At 67.7% G+C, this 19,745-nt stretch carries 2 protein-coding genes and 1 pseudogene; all 3 read left to right on the forward strand.

The features are described 5' to 3' along the window. Positions 1 to 25 precede the first annotated feature (25 nt). Positions 26 to 4,279: pseudogene (locus JQS43_RS06935) on the forward strand (beta-ketoacyl synthase N-terminal-like domain-containing protein); the annotation flags it as partial. Further along, positions 4,280 to 9,196: a type I polyketide synthase gene (locus tag JQS43_RS06940; RefSeq protein WP_239678234.1), complete on the forward strand. Its 4,917-nt coding sequence runs from the start codon at positions 4,280 to 4,282 to the stop codon at positions 9,194 to 9,196. It abuts the pseudogene before it with no gap. Further along, entirely contained in the window at positions 9,196 to 19,740 is a 10,545-nt protein-coding gene (locus tag JQS43_RS06955; protein ID WP_275581041.1) for a type I polyketide synthase, read from the forward strand. Before JQS43_RS06940 ends, JQS43_RS06955 begins: the two co-directional genes overlap by 1 nt. Positions 19,741 to 19,745: the final 5 nt, after the last annotated feature.

A 19,745-nucleotide genomic window follows, 5' to 3' on the forward strand; every position in this document is an offset into this window, starting at 1 on the left:
GGTTGAGATTGGATGACCTGTGGAGAACGAAGCCAAGCTCCTCGACTACCTACGGAGGGCGACCTCGGACCTCCAGCAGGCGCGGCGCCGGGTGCGGGAGCTGGAGACACGGGATGCCGAGCCGGTGGCGATCGTGGGCATGGGGTGCCGGCTGCCGGGCGGGGTGGCTTCCCCGGAGGACCTGTGGGAGCTGGTGTGGGCGGGTGTGGATGCGGTGGGTCCGTTCCCGCGGGACCGGGGTTGGGACCTCGACCGCTTGTTTGACCCGCAGCAAGAGCGACCTGAGACCAGCTACGTTGCCGAGGGTGGATTTCTATACGAGGCAGCCGAGTTCGATGCCGAGTTCTTTGGCATCAGCCCACGGGAAGCCTTGGCAATGGATCCGCAGCAGCGGATCCTCCTGGAGGTCGCATGGGAGGCGATCGAGGCATCGGGTCTCGACCCGGCAACGCTGGCCGGAAGCGCGACCGGCACGTTCGTCGGCACTATGTACCACGACTATGGCCAGGGCACCAGCATGGGGAGTCTGGTCTCTGGTCGGGTGGCGTATCACCTTGGTCTGGAGGGGCCGGCGGTGACGGTGGATACGGCGTGTTCGTCGTCGTTGGTGGCGTTGCATCTGGCGGTGCAGGCGTTGCGTAGTGGCGAGTGCGGTATGGCGTTGGCGGGTGGGGTGACGGTGATGGCCACACCGGAGACCTTTGTGGAGTTTAGTCGGCAACAAGGGTTGGCGCGGGATGGTCGGTGTAAGTCGTTTTCGGCGGATGCGGATGGTACGGGGTGGGCGGAGGGCGCTGGTGTGCTGGTTTTGGAGCGGTTGTCGGATGCGCGGGCGGCGGGTCGTCGGGTGTTGGCGGTGGTGCGGGGTTCGGCGGTGAATCAGGATGGGGCGTCAAGTGGTTTCAGTGCGCCGAATGGTCCGGCGCAGGAGCGGGTGATTCGGGCGGCGTTGGGGTCGGCTGGTGTGGGGGTGGGGGATGTGGATGTGGTGGAGGGGCATGGGACGGGGACGTCGTTGGGGGATCCGATTGAGGTGGGGGCGTTGTTGGGGACGTATGGGCGGGGTCGGGGTGGGGTGGGTCCGTTGTGGTTGGGGTCGTTGAAGTCGAATATTGGTCATGCGCAGGCGGCGGCTGGGGTGGCTGGTGTGATCAAGATGGTGTTGGCGTTGCGGTTTGGGTGGTTGCCGCGGACGTTGCATGTGGATGTGCCGTCGGGTGAGGTGGATTGGTCGTCTGGTGGGGTGGAGTTGTTGCGGGAGGCGGTGGAGTGGCGTTCGGTGGGTGGTCGGGTGCGGCGGGCGGGGGTGTCGTCGTTTGGGATTAGTGGGACGAATGCGCATGTGATCATCGAGGAGGCGCCGGCGGAGTCATCGGTCGACACGCACGCCGAGGCAGACCCGGTTCCCCACCAGCGGGTGCCGGCGCCAGCCACCGTGTTCCGGCGACAGCGGTACTGGCTGGACTCCGTAGTCGTTGGCGGGGACCCCGCTGCGATGGGGCAGATCGCGATGGAACATCCACTATTGGTGGCGGCGGTGCCGAGCGCTGAGGGCGATTCGGTGGTCTTCACCGGGCGATGGTCCTTGTCGACGCACCGATGGCTCGGTGACCATGTCGTCCATGGGGTGGTAATGGTCCCCGGCTCAGTCTTCGTCGAGCTGGCGTTGGTAGCGGGGGAATGGGTGGGCTACCCCACGATCCGGGAGCTCGTTCAGGAGACTCCCGCTTCGATGACTCAGTCTTCACTGCAGATCCAGGTGGTGGTCGCAGTCGGGCACGGACCCCGGACGCTCGCGATCTATTCTCGGGAGGAGACCGCACCCGGAGTCCACACTGGCTGGGTACGTCACGCGAGCGGTGTCCTGGAGCCCAGTGCCGGTCCGTCGGACCCGTATTCCGGGTCTGCAGAGTCAGGACGGTACGTCGGCGGCTGGCCACCGCGCGATGCCCAGCCGCTCGATGTCGCCGCCGCCTACGCCGAGCTGGGCGAACACGGCTACCGCTACGGGCCCACCTTCCGCGGGGTAGAGGCGGCCTGGCAGCTAGGAGACCAGGTATACGCCGACGTCGTTCTGGCTAACGTCGATGCCGCGCGGTATCGACTGCACCCGGCACTCTTGGACGCTGCGCTGCACGCAGGCATCAGCGTCGCCACCCCAGAGGGAGCCTCCGTCGCCGACGGCACTCGATTGCCCTTCAGCTGGTCAGGCGTGGAGATCAGGCGACCCGGTGCCGGGCGGCTTCGTGTTCGGATACGGCAGACCTCCGCGAGTGAGATGTCGGTCGATCTGACCGACGACACCGGTGCGGTGATCGGCCAGGTCGGAACTCTGGCTACCCGCACTGTCGCCGAGGATCAACTCGCTGATCTCCGCCACTCGCTGCACCGGATCGGCTGGCACCCGGCGACCGAACTGGCCAACCCGTCGCACCGAGCATCGTGCCCGGTGGCGGTCATCGGCGATGCCCGTCCTGCTCTGGCCGCCGACTGGGGCGACTATGTTACGAATCCGGCGAGCGTTGCGGCGCTGGTAGCCGCGGTCGCCGCGGGTCAACCGGCCCCGCGCTACGCCGTGCTGCCGATCGAACCTGCGACGCCAGGCGATGCCGCGGCTGTCGCTACCGCCAACACCATCGCCGCGCTCGGCGCTATCCAGACCTGGCTGGCTACCCCGGCGCTGGCGTCGACGTCGTTGGCGATCGTCACCAGACTCGGTGCCGCGGTTGGTGCCGCGGACGTGGACCCGGCGACGGCATCGGTCTGGGGACTGGTCCGGGCCGCCCAGGCCGAACATCCGGGGCGTTTCCAGCTGATCGACGTCGACGGAACTGCGGAGGCCGATCAGCAACTCTCGTCAGCACTGGCCAGCTCCGAACCGGAGTTCGCGATCCGGGGCAGCAGGACGTATGTCCCGCGACTGGAAGCTATTCCGGTCCCGCCGGTAGCAAACCAGCCGGCCTTTGGTGGTGGTGCGGTGTTGGTGACTGGTGGTACGGGTGGTTTGGGGGCGTTGGTGGCGCGGCATTTGGTGGTTGGGTGTGGGGTGCGGGATGTGGTGTTGGTGAGTCGTCGTGGGTGGGGTGCGGTGGGGGTTGAGGGTTTGGTGGGGGAGTTGGAGTCGGTTGGTGCGCGGGTGCGGGTGTTTGGGTGTGATGTGGGTGATCGGGAGGCGTTGGTGGGGTTGTTGGGTGAGGTTGGTGGTGGGTTATCGGGGGTGGTGCATGCGGCTGGGGTGGCTGGTGGGGGGACGGTTGATGTGTTGGATGCGGGTGGGGTGGGTGAGGTGTTCCGGTCGAAGGTGTGTGGGGCGTGGTATTTGCATGAGTTGACGCGGGATTTGGAGTTGTCGGCGTTTGTGTTGTTCTCGTCGGCGGGTGGATTGGTGTTGGCGGCTGGTCAGGGCGATTATGCGGCGGCGAATGTGTTCCTGGACGCGTTGGCGGTGCATCGTCGGGCGTTGGGGCTGCCGGGGCAGTCGTTGGCGTGGGGGCTGTGGCGGACCGAGACCGGGCTCTCCGAACAGCTCGACGACGGGGCAATCCAGCGGCTGACCCGCCTGGGCTTCCCGCCGTTGCGCCCTGATATCGGCCGTCGGTTATTCGACGCCGCGACCAGCTCCGACGAGCCGGTACTCGTCCCCATCCACATCGATCAGGCGACCGTAACGAGCCGCGACGTAGCTGACCTCCCTGCGCTCCTGGCCGGGAAGCCGACGTCTATGACCACAGCCGATGCTGGTCGGGAATCGCCCACGCTGGCGGACCGACTGGGGCTGTTGTCGGAGAACGAGCGACAACGGCTGTTGCACGACCTAGTAACTCACCAGGTAGCGGCCGTCCTCGGTTGCTCAACCGACAGAGTCAAGCCGGAGACGTCGTTTCAGGACCTGGGGTTCGACTCACTGGCGGCCATCGAGCTACGAAACACACTGGTTTCCGCCACCGGCCTAGCCCTACCGGCCACCCTCATCTTCGACTACCCCAGCGTCACGGCCCTTAGCAAGCAGCTACTCAGCATGCTCGCGCCGGACGATCCAGACCGGGTGTCGCCGATGCTCGCTGAGATCGACCACGCACTGTCCAGGATCGACAGCAACCTCGCCAGTGACGATGAGCGAGCGCGGGTAGGGCGGCGGTTGGAGGAGTTGGCGCGGGCATGGCGAGTAGCGGGCGCGCAGGAGACGGCGGACGCCATCTCGTACGACACCGCGAGCGACGACGAACTCTTCGCTGTGCTCGACCAGGAACTCGGCGACTCCGTGCGAGGTGACGACTGAATGGCGGACGAGGAGCAGCTCCGCTCGTATCTGCGGCGAGCGACTACGGATCTCCAGCAGGCGCGGCGTCGGGTGCGGGAGTTGGAGGCGCGGTATGCCGAGCCGATCGCGATCGTCGGCATGGCGTGTCGGCTACCGGGCGGAGTGGCCTCCCCGGAGGATCTATGGGAGCTGGTGTGGTCAGGTACTGATGCCGTCGGCGACTTTCCGCGGGATCGGGGTTGGGACCTCGACTCCATCTACGACCCGCGGCCGGGCACGCCGGGACGGAGCTATGTCCGTCATGGCGGCTTCCTCTACAACGCCGGCGATTTCGACGCTGACTTCTTCGGCATCAGTCCCAACGAAGCCAGGCGGGCCGATCCGCAACGACGCATCATGCTCGAGGCGAGTTGGGAGGCGTTCGAGAACGCTGGCCTCGATCCGACCACGCTGGCTGGTTCCGAAACCGGTGTGTTCACCGGTGTTATGCACGCCGATTATGCCGGCGGAGGGCCCACCGGCAGTCTCGTCTCCGGGCAGGTTGCCTACAGCTTCAGTCTGGAGGGGCCGGCGGTGACGGTGGATACGGCGTGTTCGTCGTCGTTGGTGGCGTTGCATCTGGCGGTGCAGGCGTTGCGTAGTGGCGAGTGCGGTATGGCGTTGGCGGGTGGGGTGACGGTGATGGCCACCCCGAGTCTGTTTGTGGAGTTCAGTCGGCAGCGTGGGTTGGCGGCCGATGGTCGGTGTAAGGCGTTTTCGGCGGATGCGGATGGTACGGGGTGGGCGGAGGGCGCTGGTGTGCTGGTTTTGGAGCGGTTGTCGGATGCGCGGGCGGCGGGTCGTCGGGTGTTGGCGGTGGTGCGGGGTTCGGCGGTGAATCAGGATGGGGCGTCGAATGGGTTGACGGCGCCGAATGGTCCGGCGCAGGAGCGGGTGATTCGGGCGGCGTTGGGGTCGGCTGGTGTGGGGGTGGGGGATGTGGATGTGGTGGAGGGGCATGGGACGGGGACGTCGTTGGGGGATCCGATTGAGGTGGGGGCGTTGTTGGGGACGTATGGGCGGGGTCGGGGTGGGGTGGGTCCGTTGTGGTTGGGGTCGTTGAAGTCGAATATTGGTCATGCGCAGGCGGCGGCTGGGGTGGCTGGTGTGATCAAGATGGTGTTGGCGTTGCGGTTTGGGTGGTTGCCGCGGACGTTGCATGTGGATGTGCCGTCGGGTGAGGTGGATTGGTCGTCTGGTGGGGTGGAGTTGTTGCGGGAGGCGGTGGAGTGGCGTTCGGTGGGTGGTCGGGTGCGGCGGGCGGGGGTGTCGTCGTTTGGGATTAGTGGGACGAATGCGCATGTGATCGTTGAGGAGGCGCCGCCGGTGGAGGCGGGGGTGTCGGCGGGGTCGCCGGTGGAGGTGTCGGCGGGGGAGGCTGCTGCTGTTGGTGGTGGGTTGCCGGTGGTGTTGCCGGTGTCGGGTGTGGGTTGGGGTGGGTTGCGGGGGCAGTTGGGTGGGTTGGTGGGTTTGGTGGGTGGTGGGGGTGTGGGTTTGGGTGATGTGGGTTGGTCGTTGGGTGTGGGTCGGGCGGGGTTGGGGTGTCGGGCGGTGGTGGTGGCTGATGGTGGTGGTGTTGATGGTGGTGTTGGTGGGGTGGTGGGTTTGTTGTCGGGGGTTGCTGGTGGTGGTGGTGAGGTGGTGGGTGTGGGTGGTTCGGTGGTGTTGGGTGAGGTGGTGGGTGGTCGGACGGTGTTTATGTTTTCGGGTCAGGGGTCGCAGCGGGTGGGTATGGGTCGTGGGTTGTATGGGGCGTTTGGTGTGTTTCGTGAGGTGTTTGATGAGGTGTGTGGGGTGTTTGATGGGTTGTTGGGGTGTGGGTTGCGGGGTGTGGTGTTTGAGGGTGTGGGTGGTGATGTGGATCGGACGGTGTTTGCGCAGGCGGGGTTGTTTGCGGTGGAGGTGGCGTTGTTTCGGTTGTTGGAGTCGTGGGGTGTGGGTGTGGATGTGGTGGTGGGGCATTCGGTGGGTGAGGTGGCGGCGGCGTATGTGGTGGGGGTGTTGGGGTTGGAGGATGCGTGTCGGTTGGTGGCGGTGCGGGGTGGGTTGATGGATGGGTTGCCGTCGGGTGGGGTGATGGTGGCGGTGTCGGGTGTGGGGGAGGAGCGGGTGCGGGGTTTGTTAGTGGATGGTGTGGATGTGGCTGCGGTGAATGGTGGTGGTGAGTTGGTGTTGTCGGGTGTGGAGGAGTGTGTGGTGTCGGTGGTGGGGGTGTTGGAGGGGTTGGGTGCGCGGGTGTCGTGGTTGCGGGTGTCGCATGCGTTTCATTCGGGGTTGATGGAGCCGATGTTGGGTGAGTTTGGGGAGGCGATTGGTGGGTTGGGTTGGGGTGGGGTTTCGGGTGGGGTGGTGGCGGTGTCGTCGGTGTTGGGTGGGGTGGTGGGTGGGGAGTGGTCGGATCCGGGGTATTGGGTGTCGCAGGTGCGGTCTGAGGTGAGGTTTGGTGATGTGGTGGGTTGTTTGCGGGGGTTGGGTGTGTCGCGGTTTGTGGAGGTGGGGCCGGGTGGGGTGTTGGGTGGTTTGGCGCGGCGGGTGGTGGAGGGGTCTGAGGGTGGGGTTGGTGGGTTGGTGTTTGCGTCGTTGTTGGGTGGGGTTGGTGGGTTGGGTGAGGTGGAGGGGTTGTTGGTGGGTGTGTCGCGGGTGTGGGTGTCGGGTGGGGTGGTGGATTGGTCTCGGGTGTTGGTTGGTGGTCGGTGGGTGGATCTGCCGACGTATGCGTTCCAACACCAGCGGTACTGGTGGGACGGTAGGGAAGAGGGCGAGCCGCCGCGTGCGGCGCTACCCGCCGATGATTCGCATGACTTTTGGCACCACGTCGAATCCGGCAACGCCACAGCGCTCAGCGACATGCTGGGGCTATCGGGTGCGGCGATCAGGGACGTCCTGCCAGCGCTGGCCATCTGGCGTCGTCAGCGGGTCAGCGTGGCGAGGATCGCGCCGCTCGTTTACGACTCCGAGTGGGTTGCCACCAGTGTGCCGGCGCCGGCGGAGTGCGCCGGCGGGGACTGGCTGATCCTCCGACCCCGGGGGATCGCGGCTGAGCTGTCGATGTCGCTGGTCGGCCAGTTGCGGGCTGCTGGCTTGACCGTGCGATCCGTGGAAGTCGATGTCGATGGCGCCGATTCTTCGGTGCCGGAAGCCGAGCTCAGTGGCGTCGCGCAGATCCTGTCGTTGTTGGCTCTGGACAACCAGCCACACGAGACATACCCCACGCTCAGCCGCGGGCTGGTGGGCACCGTCGCGATGGCGCGGAGCCTCATCACCGCCGGCACTCCGACGTCGCTGTGGTGTATCACCACCGGTGCCGTCGCGGCGCAGTCTGACGACCCTGTGGTCGACGTTGCGCAGGCATCGGTCTGGGGGCTCGGGTCGGTGTTGAGCCTCGAGTGTCCCGTGCTGTGGGGCGGCATGATTGACCTTCCTCCGGTGGTCGACGATGTGGTCACCGCGCGGCTGGTGGAAGTCCTGCGCGGGCGCGGGTCGGAGCAGTCCGAGGAGCAGGTGGCGATCCGCGGCAGCAGGATCTTCGGCCGCCGGCTGCGGAGGGCGCCGGCGGACCTAGCGGTGCGGGGAGGTCGCTGGCAACCACGTGGGACGATCCTGGTTACCGGTGGTACCGGAGCGCTCGGCGCGCACACCGCGCGGTGGCTCGCCCGTACCGGGGCCGAGCATCTCGTGCTGCTCAGTCGACGGGGCGCGGATGCTCCCGGGGCGGAGTCGTTGCGGGACGAGCTCAGTACGCACGGTGTCCGGGTGACCATCGCCGCGTGTGACGTCGGCGACCGGACGGCGCTGGCTGAGTTGCTCGATGGAGTCAGGGCTGGCGGCGACCTCACGGCGGTCGTCCACGCGGCCGGCGTGATGCCGGCCGACTCTCGGCTCGAGACAACCGACCTGGCGCAGTTCGCGCCAGTCGTGGCGGCCAAGACCAGCGGTGCCCGGCACCTTCTCGAGCTTCTTTCGGACGTCGAACTGGATGCGTTCGTCCTCTTCTCATCGGGCGCCGCGCTCTGGGGCAGCGATGGGCAGGCAGCCTATGCGTGCGCCAACGCGTCCCTCGACGCCCTCGCTCACGCTCATCGGCAACGCGGCCGAAACGTCACCGCTATCGCCTGGGGGCCATGGGCGGGTGGCGGAATGGTTGACGAGACCGCGCACGGGTATCTGGCACGGCTCGGCATCGGGTTGCTCGATCCGGAACAGGCGGTGAACGTGTTGAGCCTCGCCGGTGGAGCCGGCGCTGCCCCGTACCTCGTGGTGGCGGATATCGACTGGGCTACCTACGGGCCGATCTACTCCGCTGCTCGGCCGCGACCGTTGATCCGTGAGCTCGCCGAGGTGACGATGACCGGGCCGGCTCCGGGTACCAGCGCGGAGGAGCACAGCACACGGGTTACCCGCCTGGCCCAGCTGGCCGCTGGAGAGCGTGATCGGGAACTCGTTGAGCTGGTTCGGGAGCATGCCGCGGCGGTGCTTGGTCACTCCGGGGCTTCCGCGGTCGCGACCAACCGCACCTTCCAGGAGCTCGGATTCGACTCGGTCTCCGGAGTTGATCTTCGTGATCGGCTGAGTTCCGTCCTGGGCCGACACCTTCCGGCGGCGCTGATCTTCGACTATGCGACGCCCGAGGCGCTGGCGAGGTTCCTCAGTAGCGAACTCGACACCAACCATACCGAGTCGACGCTCGAAGAAGGGCTGCACCTCATCGAAGCCCGCATCGCCGAACTCGGCCCTGACGAACCCGGGCGGGTCGCCTTGGCGACCCGGTTGCGGGCATTGGCGGCCCGCGCGGCGGGTGCTGAGGAAGCCGGTAAGGAGCAAGTCGCGGACCGGCTCGGCACCGCGAGCGCCGACGATGTCTTCGATTTCATCGACAACGAGCTGGGAGTAGCGTAATGGCGGCCGACGAGAAGCTACTCGACTACCTCAAGCGGGTCACCGCGGACCTGCATCAGACCCGGCAACGGCTCCGGGAGGTCGAGGAGGCCGGCAACGAGCCGATCGCGATCGTCGCAATGGGGTGCCGTTATCCCGGGGGTGTCCGTTCCCCGGAGGATCTTTGGGAGCTCGTAAGCGAAGGGCGAGACGCTATTGGTCCGTTCCCAACCGATCGGGGATGGGCAATCGACGGGTTCGGGTACGCCGATCCGGAGACCGGAGTTGAGGCCTTCGTCGGCGAAGGCGGCTTTGTGGACGATGTGGCGATGTTCGACGCCGAGCTCTTCGGTATCTCTCCCCGCGAGGCCCTGGCTACCGATCCACAACAACGGTTGATGCTGGAGTTGGCCTGGGAAACCTTCGAACGGGCCGGAATCGCTCCCGACAGCCTCCGTGGCGAGTCGGTTGGTGTCATTGTCGGCTCGGGCGGTCAAGACTACTACGACGACCTGGCTCCGAATGCCGCCGAATCCGTTGCCAACTATCTGAGCACCGGCAATGCCGGATCGGTTATCTCGAGTCGCATCTCCTACGAGCTCGGGCTCCAGGGGCCTGCTTTTACTGTGGACACCGCATGTTCGTCGTCGTTGGTGGCGTTGCATCTGGCGGTGCAGGCGTTGCGCAGTGGCGAGTGCAGTATGGCGTTGGCTGGCGGCGTGCTGGTGATGTCGACACCTGGGCCGTTCGAGGCGTTCAGTCGGCAGCGTGGGTTGGCGGCCGATGGTCGGTGTAAGGCGTTTTCGGCGGATGCGGATGGTACGGGGTGGGCGGAGGGCGCTGGTGTGCTGTTGTTGGAGCGGTTGTCGGATGCGCGGGCGGCGGGTCGTCGGGTGTTGGCGGTGGTGCGGGGTTCGGCGGTGAATCAGGATGGGGCGTCGAATGGGTTGACGGCGCCGAATGGTCCGGCGCAGGAGCGGGTGATTCGGGCGGCGTTGGGGTCGGCTGGTGTGGGGGTGGGGGATGTGGATGTGGTGGAGGGGCATGGGACGGGGACGTCGTTGGGGGATCCGATTGAGGTGGGGGCGTTGTTGGGGACGTATGGGCGGGGTCGGGGTGGGGTGGGTCCGTTGTGGTTGGGGTCGTTGAAGTCGAATATTGGTCATGCGCAGGCGGCGGCTGGGGTGGCTGGTGTGATCAAGATGGTGATGGCGTTGCGGTTTGGTTGGTTGCCGCCGACGTTGCATGTGGGTCGTCCGACGGGGCATGTGGATTGGTCGTCGGGTGAGGTGGAGTTGTTGGTGGAGGGTCGGCAGTGGCGGTCGGTGGAGGGTCGGGTCCGGCGGGCGGGGGTGTCATCGTTCGGGGTCAGCGGAACGAACGCACACGTGATCATCGAAGAGTCACCGGTTGAGGCGCCGGTTGAGGGTTCGGTTGCGGTGCCGCGGGAGGTTCCGCGGGAGGTGCCGGTGGTGTTGCCGGTGTCGGGTGTGGGTTGGGGTGGGTTGCGGGGGCAGTTGGGTGGGTTGGTGGGTTTGGTGGGTGGTGGGGGTGTGGGTTTGGGTGATGTGGGTTGGTCGTTGGGTGTGGGTCGGGCGGGGTTGGGGTGTCGGGCGGTGGTGGTGGCTGATGGTGATGGTGGTGGTGTTGGTGGGGTGGTGGGTTTGTTGTCGGGGGTTGCTGGTGGTGGTGGTGAGGTGGTGGGTGTGGGTGGTTCGGTGGTGTTGGGTGAGGTGGTGGGTGGTCGGACGGTGTTTATGTTTTCGGGTCAGGGGTCGCAGCGGGTGGGTATGGGTCGTGGGTTGTATGGGGCGTTTGGTGTGTTTCGTGAGGTGTTTGATGAGGTGTGTGGGGTGTTTGATGGGTTGTTGGGGTGTGGGTTGCGGGGTGTGGTGTTTGAGGGTGTGGGTGGTGATGTGGATCGGACGGTGTTTGCGCAGGCGGGGTTGTTTGCGGTGGAGGTGGCGTTGTTTCGGTTGTTGGAGTCGTGGGGTGTGGGTGTGGATGTGGTGGTGGGGCATTCGGTGGGTGAGGTGGCGGCGGCGTATGTGGTGGGGGTGTTGGGGTTGGAGGATGCGTGTCGGTTGGTGGTTGGTGGGGCGGGGGTTGTGGAGTCGGGTGGGGTGGGTGGGTTTGGTGAGTTGGTTGGTGGGTTGGGTTTGGGTGGGGTTTCGGGTGGGGTGGTGGCGGTGTCGTCGGTGTTGGGTGGGGTGGTGGGTGGGGAGTGGTCGGATCCGGGGTTTTGGGTGTCGCAGGTGGGTGCTGGGGTGAGGTTTGGTGATGTGGTGGGTTGTTTGCGGGGGTTGGGTGTGTCGCGGTTTGTGGAGGTGGGGCCGGGTGGGGTGTGGGCTGGGGTGGTTCGTGAGGGTGATGGTGGTGGTGTGGCGGGTGATGGTGGTGGGTTGGTGGTTGGGTCGTTGTGGGGTGGGGTTGGTGGGTTGGGTGAGGTGGAGGGGTTGTTGGTGGGTGTGTCGCGGGTGTGGGTGTGGGGTGGGGTGGTGGATTGGTCTCGGGTGTTGGTTGGTGGTCGGTGGGTGGATCTGCCGACGTATGCGTTCCAACACAAGCGCTACTGGCTTGAGGAACGAAGTTCCGGCGGAGCCCACGCGTGGGGAATGGACGAGGCGGACCATCCGCTGCTCGGTGCCATCGCCACCGTCGCCGACTCCGGCAACCTGGTGGTCACTGGAAGGGTCGCTACCTGGAAACCGGCCTGGTTGGGTCACCATGTCGTGCATGGAGAGCCGATTCTCCCCGGTGCTGCGCTGGTTGACCTCGCACTCTGGGTAGGGCGATCCGCCGGCTATGGACAACTAGTTGACCTGGCGCTGCATGCCCCGCTCCCAGTCTCCCCGGACGGGACACGGATTCAGATTGTCGTCGGGGACACTGCCGGACCTGGCACCCGTACGATCGACGTCTTCGCCCAGGACGAACGCGATCCGGCGCCGGAGTGGCAGCGGCACGCATCTGGACTGCTGGCCGCCGACGGCATCGAGAGTGGTGTAGCGCTGGCCGAATGGCCACCGTCGGCGGGCGAGCCCATCGATGTGGAGGATCTCGGCCGGGAGCTGACGGCCAGCGGGCTCGATTACGGTCCTGCGTTCCGTGGGCTCAGTGCAGCCTGGCGCGGTGCGGATGCAATGTGGGCGGAGGTGAGGCTGCCTAGCGGCGCCGGAGTGACCACGGGCGGGTTCGGGATCCACCCGGTATTGTTGGACGCGGCGACCCAGGTGCTCGCGGCCGCTCCGGGGAACGGATCCGGTTCCGCCCACGTACCGTTCAGCTGGTCCGGCGTAACCCTCCACACAGCGGGAGCGGATCAGCTCCGAGTCCACTTTAGCCGGATTGGGGAGCAGGCGTATCGAGGCGACATCGCCGACGGCAACGGTCGGCCGGTCGCCACGATCGGATCGGTGGCGTTCCGGCCTGCCTTGACCAGCGCCGGGTTGTCGGAGCCGCCGTTACATGAGCTGCGGTGGCGGCCGGCGTTGCCGACCAGTGACGTTCCGCTTAAGGAAATGGCAGTAGTCGACCGGATTGCGGAGGTGCCGGCCGCCGGCGCGTTGCCCCCGTTCGTCGGGCTGCGGGTACCCGGCGGTTCGGATCCGGACGCGGTGACGGCAGCGACCCGACACGCGTTGCACGCAGTGCAAGGTTGGCTCCTTGAGCCGCGGGCAGCCGGTTCGACGTTGACGCTGTTGACGAGCGGCGCGGTCTCGGTGGCGGGAGAGGAAGTTCCGAATCTCGCCGGGGCGGCGGTCTGGGGTCTGGTCCGGTCGGCGCAGACCGAACATCCGGGGCAGTTTCTGCTCCTGGACATCGATGATGAGCAGGCCGATTCTTGCTGGCTTGGCGAGGCCGCCGCTAGGGCCCTCGCCGCGGACGAGCCGCAGATCGCTTACCGGGGCGGGGTGCCCCACGTTCCCCGAGTCGACGTTATGACCCGTGGCGCGGAGCCGGCGGCAGGTGCGCTTCCCGTCCCGGCCGGAGCGTTCGATGGCACGGTGCTGGTGACCGGCGGTACCGGCGGTGTCGGTGCTGCGGTCGCACGCCATCTGGTCCAGGTCCACGGCGCACGACACCTGGTCTTGTTGAGTCGCCGGGGCCCCGCGGCGCCCGGGGCGGAGGCGCTGCGGGCCGAGCTAGCCGCTAGTGGGGCGGCAGTCAGGCTCGTCGCATGTGACCTATCCGACCGGGCAGCCTTGGCGGAGGCGCTCACCGCACTGCCGCAGCCACCGCTAAGCGCCGTCATCCACACTGCCGGTGTGCTCGCCGACGGTACGGTGACCAGCCTGACGACGGAGGACATTGAGGCCGTGCTGGGGCCGAAGGTTCACGGTGCGCTGCATCTGCATGAACTCACACAGGGTTACAACCTGTCGGCGTTCATCGTCTTCTCGTCACTCTCCGGTATCCTGGGCGCCGCGGGGCAGGCTAACTATGCCGCCGCCAACACGGTGCTCGACGCGCTGGCGACCCACCGCCGTTCGACCGGCGCCGCCGCCACCTCGGTGGCGTGGGGACCGTGGGAGGCAGCGGCCGGCGGTATGATCGCTGCGCTCGGTCAGTCTGGCCTGGACCGGCTCTCCCGCGACGGGCTGCTGACCTTGGACACCGCGGAAGCCTTGGCGAGATTCGATGCCGCCTGTCTCGCGGCCACCGAGCCCGGGCCGATCGTGGCGGCGCGTTTCGATCCATCGGTGCTCCGCGATCTGGGAGCGGCGAGGCCAGCGGCGTTGCGCGATCTCGGTGGCGGCGCGCCGCCTTCGCCGCGGAGTTCGGGCACCGCCGCCGAGCGTCCGACCGAACTCGCGCGCTTGAGCGGCAAACAACAGCGGGAGGCGGCCCTGGAACTGGTGCGGGAACAGGTGGCGGCGGTGCTCGGTTACCCCGACCCGGCTGCTGTCGACCCCCGTCGGGAGTTTCAGCACCTGGGGTTCGACTCGCTGAGCGCGGTCGAGTTCCGGAACAGCCTCGCCACCACTACCGGAGTGCGGCTGCCGGCGACGTTGGTGTTTGATTACCCCACCGCGAACGCTGTCGCCGACTACCTTGTGGCGCAGCTGGCCGAGGTGTCGGTGGCGACCGAAGCCGAGGTAACGGTGGCGCCCCGGACCGGGCCGCCGGAGGTGGGCGACGACGACGCGATCGCGATCGTCGGGGTCGCCTGCCGCTACCCCGGCGGAGTCCAGTCGCCCGAGGATCTGTGGTGGTTGGTCGCGGACGGGGTGGACGCGATCGGGCCATTCCCGGTCGACCGGGGTTGGGACACCGACCGAATCTTTGATCCGACCGGGGAGCGGCCGGGGAGTTCATACGTACGCCACGGCGGTTTCCTGTATGACGCGGGCGACTTCGACGCCGGCTTCTTTGGGGTTTCGCCGCGGGAGGCGGCGACGGTCGACCCGCAGCAGCGGCTGCTGCTGGAGATCTGTTGGGAGGCGATCGAGCGGGCCGGGGTCGACCCGTCGTCGTTGCGGGGTAGCGAGACCGGGGTCTTCGCCGGAGTTCAGTACCACGATTATTTCGCAAGCAACAGCACCGGGTCAGTCGTGGCTGGTCGGATCGCCTACACCCTTGGCCTCCAAGGTCCGGCGATCTCCGTTGATACGGCGTGTTCGTCGTCGTTGGTGGCGTTGCATCTGGCGGTGCAGGCGTTGCGCAGTGGCGAGTGCGGTATGGCGTTGGCGGGTGGGGTGACGGTGATGGCGACGCCGGAGAGCTTTGTGGAGTTCAGTCGGCAGCGTGGGTTGGCGGCCGATGGTCGGTGTAAGTCGTTTTCGGCGGATGCGGATGGTACGGGGTGGGCGGAGGGCGCTGGTGTGCTGTTGTTGGAGCGGTTGTCGGATGCGCGGGCGGCGGGTCGTCGGGTGTTGGCGGTGGTGCGGGGTTCGGCGGTGAATCAGGATGGGGCGTCGAATGGGTTGACGGCGCCGAATGGTCCGGCGCAGGAGCGGGTGATTCGGGCGGCGTTGGGGTCGGCTGGTGTGGGGGTGGGGGATGTGGATGTGGTGGAGGGGCATGGGACGGGGACGTCGTTGGGGGATCCGATTGAGGTGGGGGCGTTGTTGGGGACGTATGGGCGGGGTCGGGGTGGGGTGGGTCCGTTGTGGTTGGGGTCGTTGAAGTCGAATATTGGTCATGCGCAGGCGGCGGCTGGGGTGGCTGGTGTGATCAAGATGGTGATGGCGTTGCGGTTTGGTTGGTTGCCGCCGACGTTGCATGTGGGTCGTCCGACGGGGCATGTGGATTGGTCGTCGGGTGAGGTGGAGTTGTTGGTGGAGGGTCGGCAGTGGCCGTCGGTGGAGGGTCGGGTCCGGCGGGCGGGGGTGTCATCGTTCGGGGTCAGCGGCACGAACGCACACGTGATCATCGAAGAGGCCGATTCGGAGCCGGCGGACTCGCCTCGACCAGATCGGCCGGCGGCGTTGACGGTGCCCTGGTGCGTGTCGGGCCGCAGCGCAGACGGGTTGCGGGCGCAGGCCGAGCGGCTGCTCTCCTACGTTGACGACGATCCGAATCTCAACATTCTCGATGTCGGCTACTCGTTGTCGGTCGGGCGGGCGACGCTGGAACATCGGGCGGTCATCAACGGGGGAACCCGGGAGGAGCTGCTGCTCGGTCTCGTGTCGCTCGTCGATGGCGAACCGGATCCTGGGCGGCTCGTGCAGGGCGTGGCCTCCACCACCGGCCGCACCGCATTCCTCTTCACCGGCCAGGGGGCTCAACGGTTGGGGATGGGTCGGGCTCTCGCCGACGCGTACCCGGCGTTCGCGGCGGCCTTCGAGGCGGTGTGCGCCGAACTGGCCCCCCAGTTGGAGGTGCCGCTCGCGCGGGTGCTCGACGCCGCTCCCGGCTCCGATGATGCCCAGCTGGTGCATCAGACCGCCTACGCGCAACCAGCGCTGTTCGCTGTGGAAGTGGCGCTGTTCCGGTTCCTTGAGCACCTTGAGGTGCGACCAGATCTGCTGGTGGGACACTCGATCGGAGAGTTGGCGGCTGCTCACTGTGCCGGGGTGCTCTCGTTGCCGGACGCGTGCCGGCTGGTCGCAGCCCGGGGAAGGCTCATGCAGGCGGCTCGCTCTGGTGGGGCGATGGTGGCGCTCGCTGCCTCCGAGGAAGAGGTGCGCGAACAGCTGTGCGGGCGGGCCGGTGTTTCCTTGGCGGCGATAAACGGGCCGAGGTCGGTGGTGATCTCCGGGGACGAGGCGACGGTCAGCGAGGTGGCTGATTACTTCTCCGAGCAGGGACGGGCAACAACGCCACTGCGGGTCTCGCATGCGTTCCATTCCCCCCATATGGACTCTGCCCTCGATGAGTACACCACGGTGGCGGCGAGCGTGCGGTACGCCGAGCCCCAGTACTCGGTGATCTCGACGTTGACCGGCGAACTCGCTGACGAGGAGCTGCGTCAGCCCGAGTACTGGGTGCGCCAGCTCCGGGAGCCGGTGCGGTTCGCCGACGCGGTCCGAGGACTGCACGATCTCGGCGTCACGCGGTTCGTGGAACTCGGCCCGGCGCCTGTGCTCACGGGCCTGGTGCCGGACTGTCTGCCGAGCACCGTGACGCCAGCGGTGCTGCTGGGGGTACTCGAGCCGGGGGCGGAGCCCCGAGCTTTCGTCGAGGCGGTGGCATCCCTGTACGTCAGCGGCCGGTCACCGGCTTGGCAGCGGATGTTCGCCCCGTGGCGGCCGCAACTGGTGGAGTTGCCTACCTACGCTTTCCAACGGCGGCGTTACTGGATGGAGCCGGCGAGCGTGACCGGTGCCGAATCGGACGGGCACCCGATGCTGGGAGGCGGAGTCGACCTGGCCGAATCGGGCGGGAGCATCTTCACTGGCCGGCTGTCGCTCGGTACTCAGCCGTGGCTTGCCGACCACTGTCTGGACGGTGCCGTGGTCTTTCCGGGGACCGGTTTCGTGGAGCTCGCGATCCGAGCCGGGGAGCAGCTCGGCTGCGCGCGGGTGGCGGAGTTGACGCTGCACGCGCCGCTGGTGCTGCCGCCGAGCGGTCGGATGCGGCTGCAGCTGGCTGTCGAACCGGCCGATGTGCCGGGTTCCCGCCAGTTTTCAGTGCACAGCAGGCTCGACGGTGCGAATGACGGCACCTGGCTTCGGCACGCCACCGGACTGTTGGCGGAGGCGGCGCTCTCGGCTGAGGCCGGGCCGGTGCCGGTGCCCGCCACCGCTGAGCCGGTTCCGGTGGCGGACTGGTATGACGTGCTCGCCGCGAGCGGGCTGGAGTATGGACCGGCGTTCCGGGGGATGCGACGCCTCTTCCGGGATGGTGACGAGCTGGTCGCCGACATCGAGCTGCCCGCGGCCGCGCTGGCGGATGTGGACTCCTACACGCTGCATCCGGCGCTGTTCGACGCTGCTCTACACCCGATCGCACAGCTCGCGACTGGCGGCTCCCCGCTTCGTCCGTTCGCCTGGTCGGACGTGCAGGTCTATGCGACCGGCGCCTCGGAGCTACAGGTCCGCATACGGCCGGTTGAGACGCCCGGCGACGGTCTCGGGACCACGGTCGCGATCGATGCGTGGGATCCGGCCGGGCAGCTCGTCGCCTCGGTCGGGTCGTTGACGCTGCGGCCGGGTGAGGCCAACCCGGTCAGTGTGCCGGCCGCATCCCAGCCGGAGCGGTTGTTCGGGGTCGAATGGCGTTCGATTCCGGCTCCAGCATCGGAGCCGGTCGGGGCCTGGCGAGTGCTTGGCGACGACCGGTGGGCGATGGTGGCGTCGCTGGCAGCGTCGACAGGCGACGACATCGAGGCAGCGGCGTCGGTGGTCCACGTGCTTCCGGCCGGCGCGGCACCGGCGCCGGGCAACCCCGCCGACCTGGCGCCAAGCGGCGCTGCCGAACCGGCGGCGGTGCATGCCGAGGCCGGGCGGGTGCTCAAGTATCTACAGCAGTGGCAGGCGAGTTCGGCGGACCCGGCGGTTCCGCTGGTCGTGGTGACCCGTGGGGCGGTGTCGTGCGCGGGTGAACCAGTGAGCGACCTTGTCGGCGCCGCGGTCTGGGGGCTGGTCCGGGCCGCGCAGGCCGAAGACGCCGCCCCGGTCGTGCTGCTGGACGTGGACGGTGATCCGGTGTCGGCGCCGTTGCTGTCGGCTGCGTTGCGCAGCGGAGAACCGCAGTTGGCGGTGCGGGCCGGTGCGCTGTGGCGCCCCCGTCTTGTCCGGACCTCGGGCGCTGCGGTGACCGCCAACTCGTCGGCGTGGCCGACGACCGGCACCGTGTTGGTTACCGGCGCGAGCGGGGCGCTCGGGCAGTTGGTCGCCCGCCATTTGGTCGCCGCTCACGGAGTCCGACGGCTCCTGCTACTCAGCCGGCGGGGGGCGGCGGCCCCGGCGGCTGAGCAGCTGCGGACCGAGTTGGCCGACCGGGGCGCGGAGGTGACCCTGGTCGCCTGCGACGTGGCCGATCGTGACCAGCTGGCCGCAGTCCTGGAGGAACTGCCCGAGCATCAACCACTACGTGCGATTGTCCACGCTGCGGGAGTCTTGGACGACGGGGTCGTCGGCAACCTCGACCCGGACCGGTTGTCGGCGGTGCTGCGCCCGAAGGTGGACGCGGCATGGTACCTGCACGAGTTGACCCGTGACCATGACCTGTCGGCGTTCGTGATGTTCTCTTCGGCCGCAGGTGTGCTCGGTGCGCCCGGGCAGGCGAACTACGCGGCCGCTAACGCGTTCCTCGACGGGCTCGCCAGCCACCGCCGCGGGCAGGGGCTGCCAGCGCAGTCGCTGGCGTGGGGGCTGTGGTCGGCGGAGGCCGGGGGAATGGCGACACCGGTGGCCGATGGCGGGCGGCACCACCGGGACGATGCCGTTATCGCGCCGATCACCCCTGAGGAAGGGCTCGCGCTACTGGATGCGGCCCGGGCGCGGGACGAGCCACTGCTGTTGCCCGTGGCAGTGGACCAGGCCGCGCTCGCCGCGGCTGATCCGGGTGCGGTGGCACCGCTGTTGCGGACGCTGGTCCGGGCACCGGCGCGGCAGACCGCGGCGACCTCGGCAGCACCGTCGCAGTCTCTGCGGCAACGGTTGTCGCCGATGTCCAGTCCGGAGCAGGACAGCGCTCTGCTGGAGCTGGTGCGCAGCGAGGCGGCGAAACAGCTGGGTTATGACGGGCCGGAGGCGGTGGAGCCGGACCGGGCCTTCAACGACCTCGGCTTCGACTCGCTCGCGGCAGTCGGCTTCCGGAACCGGTTGAGCCTGCATAGCGGCGAGCGGCTACCGGCTACGTTGATCTTCGACTATCCCACGTCGCGGGCGCTGGCGAAGTACCTGCGTTCGTTGTTGGTGCCGGACGAGCCGAGCGACGACGCAGCCGGGCAGGAGGCGCAAATCCGGGAGTTGTTGAGCGCCATTCCGCTGTCCCGGTTGCGGGAGGCAGGCTTGCTCGACAATCTGCTGGAGCTGGCTGGCGGCGGGTATCCCGGAGCGGGATCGGCCACTGGACCGGCAGCAGCGACCGAGATTGACACAATGGACACCGATAAGCTGATCAGCATGGCACTGCAGTCATCCGGCCAGGACGATCCGGCGCGAGAGGCGTGAGGGCG

The organism is Natronosporangium hydrolyticum (genome assembly GCF_016925615.1).
Lineage (GTDB): Bacteria > Actinomycetota > Actinomycetes > Mycobacteriales > Micromonosporaceae > Natronosporangium > Natronosporangium hydrolyticum.